The organism is Nocardia alba NBRC 108234, assembly GCF_001612665.1.
In the GTDB taxonomy this organism is placed as follows: domain Bacteria; phylum Actinomycetota; class Actinomycetes; order Mycobacteriales; family Mycobacteriaceae; genus Nocardia; species Nocardia alba.
The window spans coordinates 123,858-142,345 of the sequence record NZ_BDAX01000019.1 but is presented as its reverse complement, the minus strand read 5'-3'; the positions used below and the strand labels follow the sequence as shown (position 1 = coordinate 142,345).

Sequence of the window (18,488 nt, the reverse complement as noted above, 5' to 3'; positions counted from 1 at the left end):
TGTTCCCGAGCAGATGCGCATTCGCCGGGACAAGCGCGAACGGCTGCTCACCGAGGGCGGTGAGGCCTATCCGGTGGTGGTGCCACGTACGCACACGCTGGCCGAAATCCGCGCCGCCTATCCGGATCTGGAAGCCGACACCCAGACCGGTCTGCAGGCAGGTGTCGCGGGTCGCGTCATTTTCGTTCGTAATACCGGCAAGCTGTGCTTCGCGACACTGCAGGAAGGCGACGGTACCAAGTTGCAGGCGATGATCAGCCTCAACGGTGTCGGCGCCGACGCGCTGGCGGCCTGGAAGGCCGATGTCGACCTGGGTGACTTCGTGTTCGTGCACGGCGAGGTCATCTCCTCGCGCACCGGCGAATTGAGCGTGATGGCCGATTCGTGGTCGATGGCGGCCAAGTCGCTGCGACCGCTGCCGGTGGCGCACAAGGAGATGAACGAGGAGTCGCGCGTTCGGCAGCGCTACGTCGACCTGATCGTGCGTCCCGAGGCCAGGGAAATGGCTCGTACCCGCGTGAACGTGGTTCGCGCGCTGCGCAATGCGCTGGAGCGCCGTGGCTTCCTCGAGGTCGAGACCCCGATGCTGCAGACCATCCACGGCGGCGCCGCCGCGCGCCCGTTCATCACCCGTTCCAATGCGCTGGACATGGATCTTTTCCTGCGCATCGCACCGGAGCTGTTCCTCAAGCGGTGCGTGGTCGGCGGCCTGGAGAAGGTCTTCGAGATCAACCGGAACTTCCGCAACGAAGGCGCCGACTCGACCCATTCGCCGGAGTTCGCGATGCTGGAAACCTACGAGGCATACGGCACGTATGACGACTCCGCGAAGATGACCCGGGAATTGATCCAGGAAGTCGCGAACGAGGCATTCGGAACCCTTCTGGTGACACTGGCCGACGGCACGGAATATGACCTCGGAGGTGAGTGGACCACCGTCGAGATGTACCCCTCGTTGTCGGAGTCGATCGGTGTGGAGGTCACTCCGGAAACCACGGTCGAGGAATTGCTCGCACTCGCCGATCGGGTGGGTCTGGAAATTCCTTCCGACAAGGGCTACGGTCACGGGAAACTGGTCGAAGAACTTTGGGAACACGCGTATGGCGACAAGCTCTACGCACCGACTTTCGTGCGCGACTTCCCGGTCGAGACTTCACCGCTGACCCGGCAGCATCGCAGCAAGTCCGGCGTTACCGAGAAGTGGGATCTCTATGTTCGCGGCTTCGAGTTGGCAACGGGCTATTCGGAACTGGTAGACCCGGTGATCCAGCGGGAACGCTTCGTCGACCAGGCGAGGTTGGCCGCGGCAGGCGATGACGAGGCCATGGTGCTCGATGAAGACTTCCTCGCCGCGATGGAACACGGCATGCCGCCGACCACCGGAACGGGTATGGGAATCGATCGCTTGTTGATGGCACTCACCGGTGCGGGAATCCGGGAAACGATCCTGTTCCCGATTGTGCGGCCCACTACTCGCTGACCAGTGAATTCATGGGGTGAAGTCCTCATGTTGGAAATTTCGCATTTCGGGGTATTCTTGCCTCGGGTATTCGGCCTGGAGGCAGGCTTGACGATTTCGAGAGGACGTTCATCTCATGGCAAAGAAGGTCACCGTTAGCCTGATCGACGATGTCGACGGTGAGTCCATCGCGGACGAGACCATCGAGTTCGCAATCGATGGGGTGTCGTACGAGATCGATCTGTCGGACGCAAATGCGGCGCGTCTGCGCGAAGGCCTGGACGAGTGGGTCGCCAACGCCCGTCGGGTGAGTGGCCGTCGCCGGGTGAAGGCCGCCGGTGCGCCCGCGCCGCAGGGCAAGAGCCGCGTTTCCATGGACCGTGAACAGAGCGCCGCAATTCGCGAATGGGCTCGCCGGAAGGGCCACAAGGTCTCGGCTCGCGGTCGTATCTCGGCGGAAATCACCGAGGCATACAACAAAGAGGTCGGCAAGAGCTGAGATATTGGCGGCGCGGGCGCCGCGTGGTTCGCGGCCCCGTCGGTCCCGCTGTTGAGACGCCGTTGCTTGCTCCTTCGTCGCGTACGCAACGGCGTCTCAACAGCGGGACGGCCGCGAACGGCAGGCTGCGCCTGCCTGCCCCTCCTCGAGGTCGGGGCGTGTGGGCCGGGTTTTGTGGGTCGGTCGATGTCGGGTGGGGTTTCGTGTCCGGGTCCTGTGGGGTTGGGGTGGTAGGGAAGTAGACTGTTGGCCGTGCACAAGGTGTTTCGAGTATCCGGCGGTGTCGCGCAGTGAGTTCCTTCCTGCGGTATACCGACGACACCGGTAAGCAGCATGAGCTGGCCCTCGAGGCCGACCAGCAGCGTGTCACCATCGGGCGCAATGTGCAGGCCGACCTCGTGCTCGCGTGGGACGCCGAGGTGTCCCGGCTGCACGCGGCGGTCGAACATCTCGGTGCGCACTGGACCATCATCGATGACGGACTTTCGCGCAACGGCACCTTCGTCAATGGCGAGCGGCTGGTCGGTCGGCGTCGGTTGAGCCCCGGCGACCGGATTCGGGTCGGGACCACGCTTGTGCATTTCTTCGATTTCGGCGGAGTGGTGGATGACGCGACGCATACCGCGTCCGGATCCATTCCCACAATGCGCTCGCTGACCGAGACCCAGCGCGCGGTGCTGGTCGCGCTGTGCCGTCCGTACAAACACGGCACCGGTTTCGCGACGCCCGCGTCGAATCAGCAGATCGCCGAGGAATTGTTCCTGTCGATCGACGCCATCAAAACGCACCTGCGCGCCCTGTTCGCGAAGTTCGGCGTGGAAAACCTCCCGCAGAACCAGAAGCGCACCCGTTTGGCCGCGCTGGCGATGCAGAGCGGGCTGATCTCCGACCACGATTTGTGACTGCGACGTTCGCGTAGGTCGGTGAGCGTCTGAGCTATGTCGCGGACCCGATCCGGACGGTTGACTTATTCGTATCACCGGAGCGCGAGACCGAAGCTCCGGACCACGAGTCAGGAGACCTCGCATGTTCGCAGTTCGGATGGCCGCTATGGTGGCGGCCCTGCTCAGCACCGGACTCATCGCCGGCGTGTTCTACGCCTACGCGATCTCGGTGATGCCCGCGCTCGGCCGTGCCGACGACCGCACGCTGATCGATGTGATGCAGAAGATCAATGTCGTGATCATCAACCCCTGGTTCATGTTCGGCTTCATGGGCACGGTCGGTTTCACCGCGCTCGCGGCGGCGCTGCACCTCGGTAAGGAACAGCGCTCGCCGCTGATCTGGATCGGAATCGCGTTGGCGCTCAACGTGATCGCTTTCGCCGTCACCGCGGGTTCGAATGTGCCGCTCAACGATGCGCTCGCCGCGGCGGGTGACCCGGCGTCGATTACCGATATCGCTACTGTCCGTGCGGATTTCGAGGCGAGTTGGGTGCGCTGGAATATTGTCCGCGCGGTGCTGCACGCCGCGGCTTTCCTGGTGCTGTGTGGTGCGCTGTTCGCCGCGGGGGTGCAGCAGGGTAAGTCGAATTCGACCGTCGGCGCGATCGCGGCGCCGACGTCGATGATTTCCGCGCGGTAGTGCCACGCGAAAACTAGAACGTGTTCCATGATGTGTGGAACACGTTCTAGTGAGGAGTCGTTCATGCGACGTACATCGCTTCTGGTGCTGGCCGCGGCACTGTTGGCCTGCCTGCCCGCCACCGCGTCGGCCCGGCCCCTCCCGGTCGACTACAACTTCTTCGCGGGCATCCCCCCGGAGCTCCTCAACCCCGGCGGCTCGCTACCCGGCGCGAACGACCCCGCCTGCGTCCCCTCGCCGAGCCATCCCGACCCGGTGGTCCTGCTGCACGGCACCGGCGGCGGAGGGCAGACGAACTGGGGGGTATACGCCCCGCTGCTGGCCAATGAGGGCTATTGCGTCTTCTCGCTCACCTACGGCTCCTACGCCCTTCCCTGGCCCGTCTCCGCGATCGGCGGAATGCGCCCCATCGAGCAGAGTGCCGCCGAGGTGTCGGCCTTCGTGGATGGCGTGCTGGCCCGCACCGGCGCCGAGCGCGTCGACCTGATCGCCCATTCGCAGGGCAATATCGTCGGTAACTACTACGTCAAGCGGCTGGGCGGAGCGGACAGGGTCGGCAAGCTCGTCGGGATCGCGCCGCCCTGGCTCGGCACCAACGCGTTCGGGGCGGGCGATATCGCCTACTTCAGCCGGGCACTCGGCGCGGGGCCCGCCTTCGACGCGGTGAGCTCGTCGCTGTGTCAGGCCTGCGGGCAGATGTTCACCGGTTCGCCCTTCATGACCGCGCTCAACGCCGACGGTGTGTACGACTCGCGGGTCACCTACACCAATATCGTCTCCGCTCTCGACGAGTTGGTCGTCCCTTACACGTCCGGCCTGGTACCGGGCCCGAACGTCACCTCGATCGTGGTGCAGGACGGGTGTGCGCGGGACTACTCCGAACACCTGGCCATCGCGGGCAGTCCGCGCGCGGCGGGGCATGTGCTCAACGCGCTCGATCCTGCCCGGCGGGCCGCGGTTCCGTGCGAATTCGTCCCACCTTTCACCGGTTGAGTCGTATCGCGCGATTACGCTGTGGGCAAAACTGAACCGGAAACGAATGCCGCGACGTGCGCGTTGTCAGTGAGTGACCATGTTGTCGTCGGTCCCCATTAGGGTGGACCGGCGGCGGCGGAATCCCCTGCCAACTAGAGTGGATGGCGGGGGCCGCAACCCCCGGGCTTCATGGCAGGCTGACGGCGATAGTTGTCGGTCCGACGCCCTAGGTTGTATCGAGCATACTGCGGCGTCTGTTGCCAGAATGTCGGAGCAGGAGAGTGAGGGAGCGATGTTCGAGAGGTTCACCGACCGCGCGAGGCGTGTCGTTGTCCTGGCCCAAGAAGAGGCCCGGATGCTCAACCACAACTACATCGGCACCGAGCACATCCTGCTTGGGTTGATCCACGAGGGCGAGGGCGTGGCGGCGAAGTCGCTGGAGTCCCTTGGCATCTCGCTGGAGGGTGTGCGTAGCCAGGTCGAGGAGATCATCGGTCAGGGCCAGCAGGCGCCGTCCGGTCACATCCCCTTCACCCCGCGTGCCAAGAAGGTGCTGGAGCTGAGCCTGCGCGAGGCGCTGCAGCTCGGCCACAACTACATCGGCACCGAGCACATCCTGCTCGGTCTCATCCGCGAGGGCGAGGGCGTCGCCGCCCAGGTGCTGGTCAAGCTCGGCGCCGACCTGAACCGCGTCCGTCAGCAGGTCATCCAGCTGCTGTCCGGGTACCAGGGCAAGGAGCCCGTCGAGGGTTCCGGCACCCGGGGCGAGGCGGGCACTCCGTCCACTTCGCTGGTGCTCGACCAGTTCGGCCGCAACCTCACTCAGGCCGCGCTCGAAGGCAAACTCGACCCGGTCATCGGCCGCGCGAAGGAAATCGAGCGCGTCATGCAGGTGCTGAGCCGCCGCACCAAGAACAACCCGGTGCTGATCGGTGAGCCCGGTGTCGGTAAGACCGCGGTCGTCGAGGGTCTGGCACAGGCCATCGTCAACGGCGAGGTCCCCGAGACCCTCAAGGACAAGCAGCTCTACACCCTCGACCTGGGTTCCCTGGTCGCGGGCAGCCGCTACCGCGGTGACTTCGAAGAGCGCCTCAAGAAGGTGCTCAAGGAGATCAACACCCGCGGCGACATCATCCTGTTCATCGACGAGCTGCACACCCTCGTGGGAGCAGGAGCCGCGGAGGGAGCCATCGACGCGGCCTCGATCCTGAAGCCGAAGCTGGCCCGTGGCGAGCTGCAGACCATCGGCGCCACCACTCTCGACGAGTACCGCAAGTACATCGAGAAGGACGCCGCCCTGGAACGCCGTTTCCAGCCGGTGCAGGTGGGCGAGCCGACCGTCGAGCACACCATCAACATCCTCAAGGGTCTGCGCGACCGCTACGAGGCACACCACCGGGTCTCCATCACCGATGGCGCGCTCGTCGCCGCCGCCACCCTGGCCGATCGCTACATCAACGACCGGTTCCTGCCGGACAAGGCGATCGACCTGATCGACGAGGCGGGCGCCCGCATGCGCATCCGCCGGATGACCGCTCCGCCGGACCTGCGCGACTTCGACGACAAGATCGCCGATGCGCGTCGGGAGAAGGAAAGCGCGATCGACGCGCAGGACTTCGAGAAGGCCGCGCGTCTGCGCGACAAGGAGAAGCAGCTTGTCGCCAAGCGGGCCGAGCGCGAGAAGCAGTGGCGTTCGGGTGATCTGGACGTCGTGGCCGAGGTCGACGACGAGCAGATCGCGGAGGTGCTGGCCAACTGGACCGGCATTCCCGTCTTCAAGCTCACCGAGGAGGAGACCACCCGTCTGCTCCGCATGGAAGACGAGCTGCACAAGCGGATCATCGGCCAGGAGGATGCCGTCAAGGCCGTCTCCAAGGCGATCCGCCGCACTCGCGCCGGTCTGAAGGACCCCAAGCGTCCGTCGGGTTCGTTCATCTTCGCCGGTCCGTCCGGTGTCGGTAAGACCGAGCTCGCCAAGTCGCTGGCGAACTTCCTGTTCGGCGACGACGACGCGCTCATCCAGATCGACATGGGCGAGTTCCACGACCGCTTCACCGCTTCTCGACTGTTCGGTGCCCCTCCCGGGTACGTGGGCTACGAGGAGGGCGGCCAGCTCACCGAGAAGGTGCGCCGCAAGCCGTTCTCGGTGGTGCTGTTCGACGAGATCGAGAAGGCGCACCAGGAGATCTACAACACGCTCCTGCAGGTGCTCGAGGACGGCCGTCTCACCGACGGTCAGGGTCGTACGGTCGACTTCAAGAACACCGTGCTGATCTTCACCTCGAACCTGGGCACCTCCGACATCTCCAAGGCGGTCGGCCTGGGCTTCACCCAGTCCAACGCCGAGGGCTCGAACTACGAGCGGATGAAGCTCAAGGTCAACGACGAGCTGAAGAAGCACTTCCGTCCCGAGTTCCTCAACCGCATCGACGACGTGATCGTCTTCCACCAGCTCACGAGCGAACAGATCGTGAAGATGGTGGACCTGATGATCGCCCGCGTCGCCAAGCAGCTGAAGAACAAGGACATGGCGATCGAGCTGACCGAACAGGCCAAGAGCCTGCTCGCCAAGCGCGGTTTCGACCCGGTCCTCGGTGCGCGTCCGCTGCGTCGCACGATCCAGCGCGAGATCGAGGACCAGCTGTCGGAGAAGATCCTCTTCGGCGAGATCGGCGCAGGCCAGACCATCGTGGTCGACGTCGAAGGCTGGAACGGCGAGGGTCTCGGCGAGGACGCCAAGTTCAACTTCACCGGCAAGACGAAGCTGACCAAGGCTTCCGCGGGCGACGACAAGCCTGAGGTTGTCCTCACCGGCGCCGCCGAAGGCACCGCGCCCGAGGCCGCCGCCTCCGGCGAGTAACCAGCTGAACCGAGAAAGCCCGCCCCCTGTATCAGGGGGCGGGCTTTTCGCTGCTTTTCGGGGGTGTGGCCGAGTCGCCTACTTCTTCTCGCGCCCGCGCGGTTCGCTCAACACCGCGAGCCTGCCGCGGTACTCGTCCTCGGTGATCTCGCCGCGAGCGAACCCTTCCCGCAGGGCGGACACCGCGCCACCGCGGCCGACGCACCGTCGGCGGGCGAAGAACACCACCGCGATCACGGTGATCCAGAACAGCAGCGGAAAGATCCAGAAGAACGGCCAGGGATGCCACCCTCCGTCGTAGTGGTCGGCCAGCAGGGTCAGCGTCGTCGCGCTGTCGACAATGTTCATGGCTCAACCCTGCTCGCCCGAACGCGCGACGACATCGGCCGCGAGACCCGATCCGGCGTACGTCCCGACGCGTACGCCCCGACCGGTACCGTGAAGCGCATCGCCGTTTCCACCATGAGGGGTGCGCAGTGACACAGGCCGATGGTGCGCAGAGCCTCGATGACGTGCTGGCCGGTGTGCGGTGGCGGTTCGCGGGACGTGACGAGTTCACGCTGACGGCAGGTCAGTGGGAGTTCATGACCGAGCCGAGTGCGCTGGTCGTGCTGGACGGGCTGGTCCGCGTCGAGGGACTCAGCACGACAGAGGATCTGGCGAGCGGCGACTTCCTGTTCGTTCCCGGCACGGGCCGGTTCGCGATCAACGCGCTGTCGGCGGGACGGGTACTGCGGGTGCGCCTCGATCCCGTCGGAACCGGCGGTGCCATGACCGCGCTGCCGCAACGGCTGCTGCTGACCGGTTTCGTCGAGCACACACCATTGGCCGCCACCATGTTTCGCCACCTGGTCGAGCAGTGCCCCGACCCGTTCGGTGTCCAGGGCGACCGGGTGGCCACGCTGATCACCTCGATGGCGATCGAGTCCTGGTATGCGCGTGGTTGCGCGCCGCAACGGTGGCTACTGAAGGTGAACGAGCCCGGGGTGGCGCAGGCGATAGCCGCGATGCATGCCGATCCGGGGCAGGAGTGGACAGTCGAGGGGCTGGCGAAGATCGCGCTGGCCTCGCGGTCCGGGTTCGCGGCCCGGTTCCAGGCGGCGACCGGCCTCACACCGGGCCGGTACCTGGCGAAACTGCGAATCGAGCGGGCGCAGCTGTTGCTGACCGACCATGCTGTGCCGGTCGGCGCGGTGGCGCGCCGCCTCGGCTATCGCTCGGAGACGGCATTCGGGCGGGCCTTCCGCCGGCACACGGGTCACACGCCGACGGATTGGCGGCGGGTGACCCGGGCACCTGCGGATGTCAGTGCGCCGCCAGGGTGAGTGAACGTCGGATCAGCACACCACCGAGCACCGCGGCGACGGCGCCGAACGCGTAGGTGGCGGCCAGGCCGATGCTGTCCACCCCACGTCCGCCGACCGCCGAGCCGAGGATGATCGCCAGTTGGAAACCGCCGACTACCAGCCCGCTGCCCGCTTCCAGCCGATCGGGCAGCACCCGCGACACCCACACCTGCACGAGATTGAGGATGCCGCCGAACGCGACGCCCCACACGACCACGGCCAGGTAGGCGAGCGGGGCGAACGTCGCGGAGGCGATGATCGCGAGCAGTGACAGGCCGATGGCCGTTGGCACCACCAGCAGTAGGGCGCCGAGGTGGCGGTCGGCGAGGGCGCCGAGAACGAAGTTGCCGAGCAGTCCGCCGATGCCGAACAGGGCGAGCAGGATCGGGATCACCGCCGGGCCCGCGCCGAGCAGTTCAGCGAGGGCAGGGCGGATGTAGGTGTATCCGGCGAAGTGGCCTGCGACGACGGCGACCATGCTGACCAGGCCGAGCGTTACGCCCGGAGCCCGTAGCGCGCTACCGAGTGCGCCGAATCCTATGCCCTTGCTCGGTGCGATAGGCGGCAACATCAGCCGTACGGCGACGGCGGTGGCGGCGGTCAGCGCGGCCGCGATGAGAAAGGTCGTCCGCCAGCCGGCGTAGGTACTCAGCAACACGCCGAGCGGCACGCCGGCCACCGTCGCGACCGTGGTCCCCGCGTTCACGATCATCATCGCTTTGCCGAGCCGCTCGGCGGGCACGAGTTCGGCGGCGATCACCAGCGCCATCGACCAGTAGCCGCCGACAGCCAACCCGAGCAGCAGACGCGCGATCAGCAACAGCACGATGTTCGGTGCGAGGGCCACCACCACGTTCGAGACCGCCGCGCCGATGGTCAGCCCGATCAGCAGGGTTCGCCGATCCAAGCGGGGAAACAGCGCGCCCAGTCCGAGCGCGGCCAGCAATGCGGTCAGGGCCGTCGCGCTCACCGAGAGCCCGACGACTCCCTCTGGCACATGCAGATCCGTTGCCAGCGCGGTGAGTACGCCGGGGGGCAGGAATTCGGCGGTCACCAGTGTGAAGCTGCCGAGGAACATGGTCAGCAGGGCGGGCCGGATCCGGCGATCGGTGTTCTCCACTGTCGCGTCGGCCGTCGAAGTCGTTGTCATGCCAGGTGCAACAGCACCAGTCGCCGCCGTTCTCGCCCGAAACGCCACCGCGTCCGACTCGAACGCCGCGTTCGCGCAGCGTCGACTTCGAGCCGAAGTCGCGGCTATTCGAACCCGGAGAGCACGGGCGAGTTTCTCGCACTGGCGTACATCAGGAATTCCACCAGTCCTTCGTAGTGTTCCCGTAGGTATTCGTGGCAGAAGTCGGTGTCCCAGATATCCGGGTACACGTCGTTGTCGTCCATGTCGTCCGGGGCGAAGTGTTCGGCGAGGGCAGCGAACGGTGTCGCGGTCAGAGTGTGGGCCGCGGCGGACACCTCGTGGGCTGTCCAGATGCGCGGCTCGCCGTCGCCTGCCCACGGGTCGAGGTCGCGGATCAGGTCGACATCGACTTTCGCGGCCGCCAGCAGGTAGCGCAGTCCGTCCCAGGACTTGTCGATGTCGCCGACCGGTTCGCCGGTGTGGTCGATGGCTTCGATCAGGTCGAACGCGGCTTCGGCATCGGCGGTGATGCGGGCCGCGTCGGCCTCGGAGATGCGGTGGAATGCGAGCACTGGTCCCATGGCGGGAAAGGTAGAAATTCAGGCTTGGCGATACCTTGGCGACTTCTTCTCGCCGGTCGAACCGCCTTGTTTCGCGGCGTACGGTGGGAATTGCTCGTTTGAACCGACACGGGGGTGTTCGTACACATGACTGATTCCGACCGCACACTGATCGCCGTTCTGCTCGACCGCTCCGGGTCGATGCAGACCATCAAGGCCGACACCGAAGGTGGGTTGGCCGCCTATTTCGAACAGCAGCGCTCGGTGCCGAAGAAGATCGAGGTCACGCTCGCACAGTTCGACACCACCTACGACGTGGTCTACGCGAACGTGCCGCTGGCGCAGGTACCGGCACCGAGCTTGCAGCCGCGTGGCGGGACCGCGCTCTACGACGCGCTCGGCAAGCTCGTCACCAGCGTGGGCAGCGAACTGGCCGAGCGCCCGGAACACGAGCGCCCCGGCACCGTGATCGTGGTGGTTCTCACCGATGGCCACGAGAATTCCAGCCGCGAATGGACCCATGCCGCCGTGAAGTCCCTGATCACCCAGCAGCAGGACGTGTACAACTGGACCTTCGTCTTCCTCGGCGCCAATATGGACGCCGTCGAAGTTGGCTCCAACCTCGGCTTCGACCCCGGTTCGGCCATCACCTACGCCCCGGTCGCCGGCGGCGTCCGAGGCGCCTTCGACGCTCTCGCCGCCTACTCCGCCCGAGCGCAGGCCGCACCGGCGGGCGCCCCTCGCCGTGCGAACTTCTCCGCCTCCGAACGCCGACAGGCCGACCAGGGCTCGTAGCCGCCTACTGCCAACCCGGGCGGACCAGGCCGGATTCGTAGGCGAGGACTACGAGTTGGGTGCGGTCGCGGGCGTCGAGTTTGGTGAGGATTCGACTGACGTGGGTGCGCGCGGTGGCGGGGGACATGTAGAGACGGGTGCCGATCTCGGCGTTGGTGAGGCCTTCGGCCACCAGGGTCATCACCTCGCGTTCGCGGTCGGTGAGTTCGGCGAAGGCGGCGGGGGGTGGTTGTTTGGCGTGGGTGGAGAACTCGGCGAGCAGGCGGCGGGTGACGCCGGGGGACAGGAGAGCGTCACCGGCGGCGACGACGCGAACCGCGCGGAGCAGGTCGGCGGGTTCGGTGTGTTTCACCAGGAAGCCCGCGGCGCCCGCGCGGATCGCCTCGAACACGTACTCGTCGAGTTCGAAGGTGGTGAGGACGACGACGCGAACCGGCGCGAGCGCAGGGTCGTCGGCGATCATGCGGGTGGCGGCGAGGCCGTCGAGGATCGGCATGCGGATGTCCATCAGCACCACGTCGGGGACGAGCGCGCGGGTCATCCGGACGGCCTGTTCGCCGTTCTCGGCCTCGCCGATGACCTCGATGTCGTCCTGGGCGTCGAGCAGCGCGACGAAGCCGCCACGGACCAGAGCTTGGTCGTCGGCGACGAGAAGGCGAATCCTCGACGGACCCACACTGATCGGATCGGGGCTGTGGGCGGCGCTCACGCGCCCACCTCGCCGCGATGTCCGCGCCCGGAGCTCGACGAGCGGGCGTCGGCGGCCGAAGTCGCGGCCCGGGCGGGCAACCTGGCTGCCACCCTGAACCCACCGGACGGTCGCGGCCCCGCGGTGAGTGCCCCGCCGAGCGCGTGCGCCCGCTCGCGCATGCCGATGATCCCGTTGCCGCCGATTCCGGTGCGCGCGGCCATCGCGGTCGACCGGGTGTTGTCGACGGTGATGTCCACCGTCTCCGTGGTGTAGCGCAGGGTGATCAGCGCTGACGCGCCGGGCGCGTGGCGCACCACGTTGGTCAGGGCTTCCTGAATGATCCTGGCCGCTGCCACATCGATCACGCTCGGCAGCTTCTTGGGCGTACCGATGATCTTGGTGTCGACGACGAGCCCGGTCGCGCGGGTGCGTTCGAGCAGTGTGTCGAGGTCGTCGAGGGTCGGTGCGGGCGCACGCGGGGCCGGACGCGGTGGTGGGGGCGAATCCTCCACCACGACACTGTTTTCCGACACGACACTGTGTTCCGGGTACTCCGGCACGGCCGTGCCGCTGCGAATCGCGTGCAGCAGCGTGTGCACCTCGGCCAGCGCTTCTTTCGACGTGGTCTTGATGGTGGCCAGCGCGGCGGCGGCCTGCTGCGGCTTGCGATCGAACAACTCCAGCGCCACCGACGACTGCACATTGATCAGCGAAAGACTGTGCGCGAGAACATCGTGCAGCTCGCGGGCGATGGCCAACCGCTCCTCGGACGCCGCCCTGGCCTGCTGAGCCTGTTCGTCGCGTTGGGCGGCCTCGGCCCGCTGCGTGCGCGCCAGCACCACCGCGTGCCGCTGACGCACCCCCTCCGCGATCGCGACCAGCACGCCCATCCAGGCCAGCAGCCCGAAGATCTGCCATGCGTCGGAGTGCCGCCCGAGCAGGGCGGGTACCGGCCACACCATCGTCAGGTAGCCGATCACGACCACCGGATAGGTACGCCATCGCGATCCGGTGACTGCGGCCGACAGGAACGCGATCACCAGCGACAGGAAGATCGGCCCGTACCCGTAGTCGCGCAGGACGTAGGTCACCGTGGCGATCAGGGTCACCGCCAGCACCGGTTCGGGCAGCACCCGCCGCAAACCCAGCGCCACCGGCCCCACGAGCAGCAGCAGATACGCGAACGCATCCAGCGACCGCACTCCGGTTTGATGCGAATTCGCACCGGAACTACCGACCAGCTGGATCACCGCGACCACCGCCGCCAGGCCCCAGTCCTTGACGACCGAGTCACGCTCCCACTTCGCAGACGCTCCCACGTGTCCAACCCTATTGTGTGCCGGTGCCGCCCGCGTCGGCCCGCGCGCGTATTTCCGGCGAGCGAGGCACGATGCGATCATGTCGGCCGGTCGGCAGGCTGATCGCGCCGGGTGTTCGTCGATGTTGCCGTAGTCCGCGCGGCGTAGCGGCGAGCACGCCGCGAGACGGATGCCGCCGCACCCCTTCGGCGCGGATTCTGATTCCCATGAACGAATCGATCGTGGTCACCACCGAGTTGACCAAGCGCTATCGCGAGCACCTCGCGGTGGACGCGGTGAGCATGCGGGTCGCGGCCGGGGAGATCTACGGATTCCTCGGGCCCAACGGCGCGGGCAAAACCACCACGTTGCGCATGCTGGCCGGTCTCATCCGGCCCAGCGCGGGTACCGCCACCGTCCACGGCCTGTCGCCGGGCGATCCGGCGGTGCTGCGTCGCATCGGCGTACTCATCGAGGGCCCCGGCTTCTACCCCTACCTCTCCGGCCGCGCCAACCTGCGCGTGCTGGCCCGCTATCGCGGACACGGCCGTGCCGAGGTCGAGCAGGCACTGGACCGCGTCGGCCTGGCCGACCGGGCGGGCGAGCGCTTCCGGACCTATTCGCTCGGCATGAAACAGCGGCTCGGTGTCGGCGCGGCCATGCTCGGCGACCCCGATCTGCTCATCCTCGACGAACCGACCAACGGCCTCGACCCGGCGGGCGTGGCCGAAATGCGCACGCTCATCACCGATCTCGCGAATGACGGACACACTGTGCTGCTGTCGAGCCACCAACTCATCGAGGTGCAGGAGATCTGCCACCGTGTCGGCGTGATCGCCGGTGGTCGTCTACTCGCGGAATCGACGGTGGCCGAACTACGTGGCACCGCGACACTGCTGGTCCGTGCCGAGCCTGTCACCGTGGCGCTGGAGGCCGTGCGGGCAGTCACCGATGCCCCCGCCCGTGCGGGCGCGGAGGGAATCAGAGTCGACACGAGCGCCGCGATGGCGCCAGAGGTGGCGCGAGCCGTCGTGTCGGCGGGCGCGGATCTGCTCGAACTGCGGGTGGACGAGAAATCGCTGGAAGAAGTGTTCTTCGAGATGACGGCTGTGGAGGTAGCGAAATGAATTCGACGACAAGAGATCTCACCGCCAGTGTGCGCGCGGAAGCGCTACGGCTCGGACGGTGGCCCGCCTTCTGGATCATCCTGGGCACCTGGATCCTGCTCAACCTGACCTTCGCCTACCTCTTCAACTACCTCGCCTACACCTCCGGCGAAAACGGCGCGATGTCGGACGGTCTGCCTCGCGATGTCCTGCTCGGCCAGCTCATGCCCGCCGCTGTCCCCGAGGTTTTCACCCAGGGCATGGCGATGTTCGGCGGCGCGCTGGTGCTGATCCTCGGCTCTCTCGCGGTCGGCAGCGGATATGGCTGGGGCACTTGGAAAACCGTGTTCACCCAGGGGCCGAGCCGAGCGGCGGTGGTGGTGGGGCTGTTGGTGACCCTGCTGGCGGTGGTCCTCGCCCTCGTCCTGGTGGCCTTCGCCGTCGACGTCGGCATCGCCACGGTGATCGCGGCAGCCGAATCCCAGCCGATCGCGATGCCTCCGCTCGGCAACTCCCTGATCGGAATTGTCACCGGTACAGCGATTCTCGGCATGTGGATGCTCGCCGGTGTCCTCATCGGAGCCATCGCCCGCGGTCCCGCACTCGCCGTCGGTCTCGGCCTGGTCTGGGTCCTGGTGGTGGAGAACCTCCTTCGCGGTGTGGCGGGCATCTTCGGACCGCTCGAAGCCGTCACCGATCTGCTCCCCGGGACGGCGGCGGGCTCGCTGGCAGGCGCGATGCGCACAGTGGAGGGACCTGCCAACCCCGGTGTCCTCGATATCCTCACCCGCGGTGAATCGTTCGCGCTCCTGGCCGTCTACGTGGTGGTTTTCGCCGGCGGCACCCTCTGGTTGACGACCCGTCGCGATCTCACCTGACCCGCCACGAGGTCAGGACCAGCCCGCGGGGTTCGAAGCCGTCTCGCGGGAGATGCCGGAGCCGGTCTCGGGAAAAGCGCCGAAGCGCGCATGGTGGAGGTGGGCGAAGAAATAACACATTTCCTCACACTCGGCGTCGGTGGTCGCGGCCTCGGGGTCGGCGTTGACGGCCTCGTAGTAGTCGCGGCCCATGGCCACGATGAATCCGCGAGCGTAGAGGAAACCGTCGTCGGAGCCGTCGGTGACCGCCTGGATGTCGGCGCGGTCGATGTCGTAGAGCGCGCGTTCGGCGACACGGTCGAGCGCGGTCAGGTCCGCGCTGCTGAAATCGGCTGACAGGGCGCTCAACTGGGCCAGGAAGGCGTCGAGTCGGCTTCCCAGGTCGCCGTCGGCCGACCGTAGGGCCGTGGAGGGTGCGGTGCCGGTAGCCGTCCAGGCCGACTCGATCAGATTCCAGAATCGGGAGATGTCTTCGGGGGTGCTCGTCACCTGTCGGACGGTACTGCTGGGGTCCGACACATCGCCGACGGCCATCGTGCTCGCGCGTAGGACGAATCCTGAGTAACACCGTCGCGCACCCGATGGGAGGATCGGCCGGTCATGACCGGTAGAGTCGGCTGATGGACCAGCCAGTTCGCCCCCCGGACCTGTCCACGCGGCCACATGAGCTCACGGTCGAGCGCGTGATGAAAGCATCGCCCAGCCTGCTCTACGCGGCCTGGACCCAAGGCATGGACTTATGGCTGGCCGTTCCCGGATCCGTGCTGATGCGCCCCGCCGTCAACGAGCCCCTCTACTTCGACACCGGCTCGCCGGAAAAACGCAACCCCCATTACGGCCGCATCCTGCTGCTCGAGCCGAACCGGCGCGTCGAATTCACCTGGGTCACCGCCGCCACCGACGGCGTGGAAACCGTGGTCGCGGCCGAATTCCTCAAACAGCCACGCGGCATCCGCCTGCGCCTGCGGCACTCGGGTTTCCCGACCGCGGCCATCCGGGATCTACATCAGCAGGTCTGGCCGGACAAACTCGAGCGTCTCGACGAGATCACCAGCGCCACCGCCTGAGCGCCCGGGTCGGCCGTCGCGCAAGCCTGAGTGGGTGCCGCCGTCACCGCTGGGTGAACCAGCGGTGCGCGGCGGGGGTGTACATGGCCGGGATCGCGATGACGACGGCCAGGATGTGCACGGTCCGGCAGCCGGCCAGCACGGCCGAGTCGGCGGACATGCCGTCGAACAGGGCCGCGAAGTCGTCGGTCGACAGCAGCACCGCCAGCGGCTCGATGATCAGCGAGAGCAGGCCGACCACGCCGATGCCGACGGTGAGCAGCGCACGGGCCACTCGGCTGCCGTTGAGCATGTACACGGCCACCCCGGCAACCGCCAGGTAGATAGCCAGGCGGGGTAGCAAACCCGTTGCGGTAGCGCCGAATTCATCGCCGCCACGAACCGCGCGCAAGAGTCCTTCGGCGACCCCGGCGGCGAGGGCGGTGACGAGCCCGCCGAACGCGATGTCCACGGCGCGGGGGCGAGTGCTGGAAACAAGAATGGCAGTGCCGGTCATGACACCGACACTGCCCTTCTCAGCTGCTCGCGAGGATCACCCTGCGGTAGGAACCGTGTCCACTACCGGAGTGCTACGCCGCGAGGCGAACTCCGTGAGCGCGGCGAACGCCAGCCCCAAACTCACCCACAGCGTGGTGGTTTCGGCCAGCGAGGCCACCCGGAAGTTCCACAGCAGCGTGGCGGGGAAGTCGTCGGCCACCTCGTTCACACCGGGCAGCAGCACATAACCGACCGTGGTGACCACGACGAACACGCCCACCGCGGCGACGAGCCGCAAGGTGTCCGACGCGGCGAGCGCGCGGTAGGCCGCGACAGCGCCCGCGACGGCCAGCAGGCCGAGGACGACGGCCGCGACCCACAGCCAGGTGCGCTCGTTGATGGTGTCCGGATCGCCCACCGCGGGCGGGTTGGCCGGATATTTGAAGAAGGGCACCGCGACGATCGCCGCCCACGCGAGAACCGCCGAGATCAGCGACAGATGCGGCCCCGACAGATTCGTGAAGCGGCGCGCCACGTTCACCGCCGACGCGAACAACGCGCCGAAGGCCATGCCCGCCAAACCGAGCGCGAGGAACTGTCCGGCCTTCTGGCCCGACCGGCTGACCAGCGGTTCGTCTTCGTCGCCGTGGGTATGGCCCTGCGGTTGTTCAGCTTCGTGACCGTGTTCGGCCGGAGCGGCCGCGGCTTCCTCGATGGCGATCGCGGCGTCCACCTGGGGCTCGCCGACGAAGTAGCCCACTGTCGCGGCCAGCAGGCCGGCGATCAAGCCGGCCAGCAGGCCGCGCAACAGCAGGGTCTTGAGTGATCCGATCAGTGGCACGGAACACCCAGCAGGTGACGTCCGTCATGCATCAGCTCGTGCAGGAACATCCCGCTACGCGAGACGGCCCCCTGGTCGAAACCGACCAGGTACAGGGCGAGCAGTGCAAGCAGGACGACACCGACCGTGACCAGCACGGTTGCGAGGGTGTCGAGGCCGGTCGACCGGCTGGGTGAATGCGCGATTGCCATTCGAGTCCTCCTCGGGGATACGCGTCCCACGGTTGAAATGTGGTGCGAAGGTGCCGGTGTCTGGCTCTCCGGCACCGGGGACCCGGTACGTGGATGACAGTGGCGCGACCGCTCCGGATTCACACCGGATTACCGCGCACCCTCGCGGATGTTCCCTCGAACTGTGACAGTCGCGGTCACCCACGTCAATACGCGCAACCGTATGTCCAGCGGAAACGCCGCTGTCAGACCTTCGCGGGCACGTCGAGGACGACCTCGAACTCGAGCAGCGAGGCGCCCGTCGACACTGGCTTGGGGCGCTCGCCGTCGCCACCGTTCCCGGCATGCGCCGCACGGGCCGGACCGTCCCGCCACGCGGCGAACGACTCCTCCGAATCCCATTGCGTCACTACGAAATACCGGTTGTCGCCGGCGACGGGACGCAGCAACTGGAAGCCAAGGAATCCGGGGGAGTTCTCCACCGCTCCGGCCCGCGCGGCGAACCGCTTCTCCAACTCGGGGCCCGCGCCCTCGGGAACTTCGATCGCATTGATCTTCACAACAGCCATGGCATTCACAGTATCTTTGCCGGCTGGCGCCGGGGGTTCGCGGCCCTGGGGGCCTCGATCTTCCCTCCCTCCGGGTACTCCTTCGTCGCACCCTCCGCTCAGTCCAGATCGAGGCGGGCCGCGAACTCGCCTGCGGCGACGTGACACAGCGGGGCGGTGTGTGAGCTTGCCTGTGGCGACG

At 67.0% G+C, this 18,488-nt stretch carries 21 protein-coding genes; 11 read left to right on the top strand and 10 right to left on the bottom strand.

The window, feature by feature from the left end; genetic code table 11:
* Positions 1–13: 13 nt before the first annotated feature.
* From lysS to NA12_RS21625, 6 genes are all read left to right on the top strand, one after another.
* A complete protein-coding gene (gene lysS, locus NA12_RS21650; RefSeq protein WP_067454684.1) occupies positions 14–1,480 on the top strand; it encodes a lysine--tRNA ligase in 1,467 nt (488 codons plus the stop codon).
* 115 nt (positions 1,481–1,595) lie between these two features.
* Complete coding sequence (locus NA12_RS21645; protein WP_067454241.1) at positions 1,596–1,958, top strand: histone-like nucleoid-structuring protein Lsr2; 363 nt, start codon at positions 1,596–1,598, stop codon at positions 1,956–1,958.
* A 290-nt stretch (positions 1,959–2,248) separates the two neighbouring features.
* Positions 2,249–2,860, top strand: coding sequence for an FHA domain-containing protein (locus tag NA12_RS21640; protein ID WP_084472982.1), 612 nt, complete (start codon positions 2,249–2,251; stop codon positions 2,858–2,860).
* A gap of 124 nt (positions 2,861–2,984) precedes the next feature.
* Positions 2,985–3,542: an anthrone oxygenase family protein gene (locus NA12_RS21635; RefSeq protein ID WP_067454235.1), complete on the top strand. Its 558-nt coding sequence runs from the start codon at positions 2,985–2,987 to the stop codon at positions 3,540–3,542.
* A gap of 63 nt (positions 3,543–3,605) precedes the next feature.
* Positions 3,606–4,535 (top strand): esterase/lipase family protein, encoded by a 930-nt coding sequence (locus NA12_RS21630; protein WP_067454232.1) that lies wholly within the window; start codon positions 3,606–3,608, stop codon positions 4,533–4,535.
* A gap of 274 nt (positions 4,536–4,809) precedes the next feature.
* A complete protein-coding gene (locus tag NA12_RS21625) occupies positions 4,810–7,377 on the top strand; it encodes an ATP-dependent Clp protease ATP-binding subunit (RefSeq protein WP_067454681.1) in 2,568 nt (855 codons plus the stop codon).
* Between the two features lie 78 nt (positions 7,378–7,455).
* Here the strand turns inward: NA12_RS21625 and NA12_RS21620 are convergent, their stop codons facing one another.
* A complete protein-coding gene (locus NA12_RS21620) occupies positions 7,456–7,725 on the bottom strand; it encodes an SHOCT domain-containing protein (RefSeq protein WP_067454229.1) in 270 nt (89 codons plus the stop codon).
* Positions 7,726–7,853: 128 nt separating this feature from the next.
* Here NA12_RS21620 and NA12_RS21615 point away from each other — a divergent pair, with 128 nt between their 5' ends.
* A complete protein-coding gene (locus NA12_RS21615) occupies positions 7,854–8,702 on the top strand; it encodes a helix-turn-helix domain-containing protein (RefSeq protein ID WP_067454225.1) in 849 nt (282 codons plus the stop codon).
* Here the strand turns inward: NA12_RS21615 and NA12_RS21610 are convergent.
* Together NA12_RS21610 and NA12_RS21605 are read right to left on the bottom strand one after the other, a co-directional pair.
* Entirely contained in the window at positions 8,683–9,873 is a 1,191-nt protein-coding gene (locus NA12_RS21610; RefSeq protein WP_067454221.1) for an MFS transporter, read from the bottom strand. The genes NA12_RS21615 and NA12_RS21610 overlap by 20 nt on opposite strands.
* A 104-nt stretch (positions 9,874–9,977) precedes the next feature.
* Positions 9,978–10,436: a YfbM family protein gene (locus NA12_RS21605; protein WP_067454219.1), complete on the bottom strand. Its 459-nt coding sequence runs from the start codon at positions 10,434–10,436 to the stop codon at positions 9,978–9,980.
* A gap of 126 nt (positions 10,437–10,562) precedes the next feature.
* On the opposite strand from NA12_RS21605, the gene NA12_RS21600 reads away from it, so the two are divergent.
* Complete coding sequence (locus NA12_RS21600) at positions 10,563–11,210, top strand: vWA domain-containing protein (protein ID WP_084472980.1); 648 nt, start codon at positions 10,563–10,565, stop codon at positions 11,208–11,210.
* Between the two features lie 4 nt (positions 11,211–11,214).
* Here the strand turns inward: NA12_RS21600 and NA12_RS21595 are convergent, their stop codons facing one another.
* Entirely contained in the window at positions 11,215–11,919 is a 705-nt protein-coding gene (locus tag NA12_RS21595) for a response regulator (RefSeq protein ID WP_243654805.1), read from the bottom strand.
* Positions 11,916–13,220: a sensor histidine kinase gene (locus NA12_RS21590; protein WP_067454216.1), complete on the bottom strand. Its 1,305-nt coding sequence runs from the start codon at positions 13,218–13,220 to the stop codon at positions 11,916–11,918. The genes NA12_RS21595 and NA12_RS21590 overlap by 4 nt, the downstream gene beginning before the upstream one ends.
* Before the next feature lie 206 nt (positions 13,221–13,426).
* Here NA12_RS21590 and NA12_RS21585 point away from each other — a divergent pair, with 206 nt between their 5' ends.
* Both NA12_RS21585 and NA12_RS21580 read left to right on the top strand, forming a co-directional pair.
* Entirely contained in the window at positions 13,427–14,326 is a 900-nt protein-coding gene (locus NA12_RS21585; protein WP_067454213.1) for an ABC transporter ATP-binding protein, read from the top strand.
* Entirely contained in the window at positions 14,323–15,183 is an 861-nt protein-coding gene (locus NA12_RS21580; protein WP_067454211.1) for an ABC transporter permease subunit, read from the top strand. The genes NA12_RS21585 and NA12_RS21580 overlap by 4 nt, the downstream gene beginning before the upstream one ends.
* A gap of 12 nt (positions 15,184–15,195) precedes the next feature.
* Here NA12_RS21580 and NA12_RS21575 read toward each other — a convergent pair whose 3' ends face one another.
* On the bottom strand, positions 15,196–15,672 hold the full coding sequence (locus NA12_RS21575) for a DUF4240 domain-containing protein (RefSeq protein WP_207905569.1): 477 nt from the start codon (positions 15,670–15,672) through the stop codon (positions 15,196–15,198).
* A 131-nt stretch (positions 15,673–15,803) separates the two neighbouring features.
* On the opposite strand from NA12_RS21575, the gene NA12_RS21570 reads away from it, so the two are divergent.
* Entirely contained in the window at positions 15,804–16,250 is a 447-nt protein-coding gene (locus tag NA12_RS21570; protein WP_067454205.1) for an SRPBCC family protein, read from the top strand.
* 43 nt (positions 16,251–16,293) lie between these two features.
* Here NA12_RS21570 and NA12_RS21565 read toward each other — a convergent pair whose 3' ends face one another.
* The 4 genes from NA12_RS21565 to NA12_RS21550 all read right to left on the bottom strand — a co-directional run bounded on the left by NA12_RS21565 (position 16,294) and on the right by NA12_RS21550 (position 18,307).
* Entirely contained in the window at positions 16,294–16,746 is a 453-nt protein-coding gene (locus NA12_RS21565) for a hypothetical protein (RefSeq protein ID WP_132369754.1), read from the bottom strand.
* Between the two features lie 36 nt (positions 16,747–16,782).
* Positions 16,783–17,568 carry a CbtA family protein gene (locus NA12_RS21560; protein WP_067454199.1) on the bottom strand — a complete coding sequence of 262 codons (786 nt, stop codon included), beginning with the start codon at positions 17,566–17,568 and terminating at the stop codon, positions 16,783–16,785.
* A complete protein-coding gene (locus NA12_RS21555; RefSeq protein WP_019044677.1) occupies positions 17,559–17,759 on the bottom strand; it encodes a CbtB domain-containing protein in 201 nt (66 codons plus the stop codon). The genes NA12_RS21560 and NA12_RS21555 overlap by 10 nt, the downstream gene beginning before the upstream one ends.
* 224 nt (positions 17,760–17,983) lie before the next feature.
* Positions 17,984–18,307: an antibiotic biosynthesis monooxygenase family protein gene (locus NA12_RS21550; protein ID WP_067454197.1), complete on the bottom strand. Its 324-nt coding sequence runs from the start codon at positions 18,305–18,307 to the stop codon at positions 17,984–17,986.
* Positions 18,308–18,488 lie beyond the last annotated feature (181 nt).

Bases quoted from the DNA above. Each gene is read 5' to 3' on its own strand.
- lysS (WP_067454684.1), top strand. From the start codon at position 14: ATGCGCATTCGCCGGGACAAGCGCGAACGGCTGCTCACCGAGGGCGGT.
- NA12_RS21645 (WP_067454241.1), top strand. From the start codon at position 1,596: ATGGCAAAGAAGGTCACCGTTAGCCTGATCGACGATGTCGACGGTGAG.
- NA12_RS21635 (WP_067454235.1), top strand. From the start codon at position 2,985: ATGTTCGCAGTTCGGATGGCCGCTATGGTGGCGGCCCTGCTCAGCACC.
- NA12_RS21630 (WP_067454232.1), top strand. From the start codon at position 3,606: ATGCGACGTACATCGCTTCTGGTGCTGGCCGCGGCACTGTTGGCCTGC.
- NA12_RS21625 (WP_067454681.1), top strand. From the start codon at position 4,810: ATGTTCGAGAGGTTCACCGACCGCGCGAGGCGTGTCGTTGTCCTGGCC.
- NA12_RS21620 (WP_067454229.1), bottom strand. From the start codon at position 7,725: ATGAACATTGTCGACAGCGCGACGACGCTGACCCTGCTGGCCGACCAC.
- NA12_RS21610 (WP_067454221.1), bottom strand. From the start codon at position 9,873: ATGACAACGACTTCGACGGCCGACGCGACAGTGGAGAACACCGATCGC.
- NA12_RS21605 (WP_067454219.1), bottom strand. From the start codon at position 10,436: ATGGGACCAGTGCTCGCATTCCACCGCATCTCCGAGGCCGACGCGGCC.
- NA12_RS21600 (WP_084472980.1), top strand. From the start codon at position 10,563: ATGACTGATTCCGACCGCACACTGATCGCCGTTCTGCTCGACCGCTCC.
- NA12_RS21585 (WP_067454213.1), top strand. From the start codon at position 13,427: ATGAACGAATCGATCGTGGTCACCACCGAGTTGACCAAGCGCTATCGC.
- NA12_RS21580 (WP_067454211.1), top strand. From the start codon at position 14,323: ATGAATTCGACGACAAGAGATCTCACCGCCAGTGTGCGCGCGGAAGCG.
- NA12_RS21570 (WP_067454205.1), top strand. From the start codon at position 15,804: ATGGACCAGCCAGTTCGCCCCCCGGACCTGTCCACGCGGCCACATGAG.
- NA12_RS21565 (WP_132369754.1), bottom strand. From the start codon at position 16,746: ATGACCGGCACTGCCATTCTTGTTTCCAGCACTCGCCCCCGCGCCGTG.
- NA12_RS21555 (WP_019044677.1), bottom strand. From the start codon at position 17,759: ATGGCAATCGCGCATTCACCCAGCCGGTCGACCGGCCTCGACACCCTC.
- NA12_RS21550 (WP_067454197.1), bottom strand. From the start codon at position 18,307: ATGGCTGTTGTGAAGATCAATGCGATCGAAGTTCCCGAGGGCGCGGGC.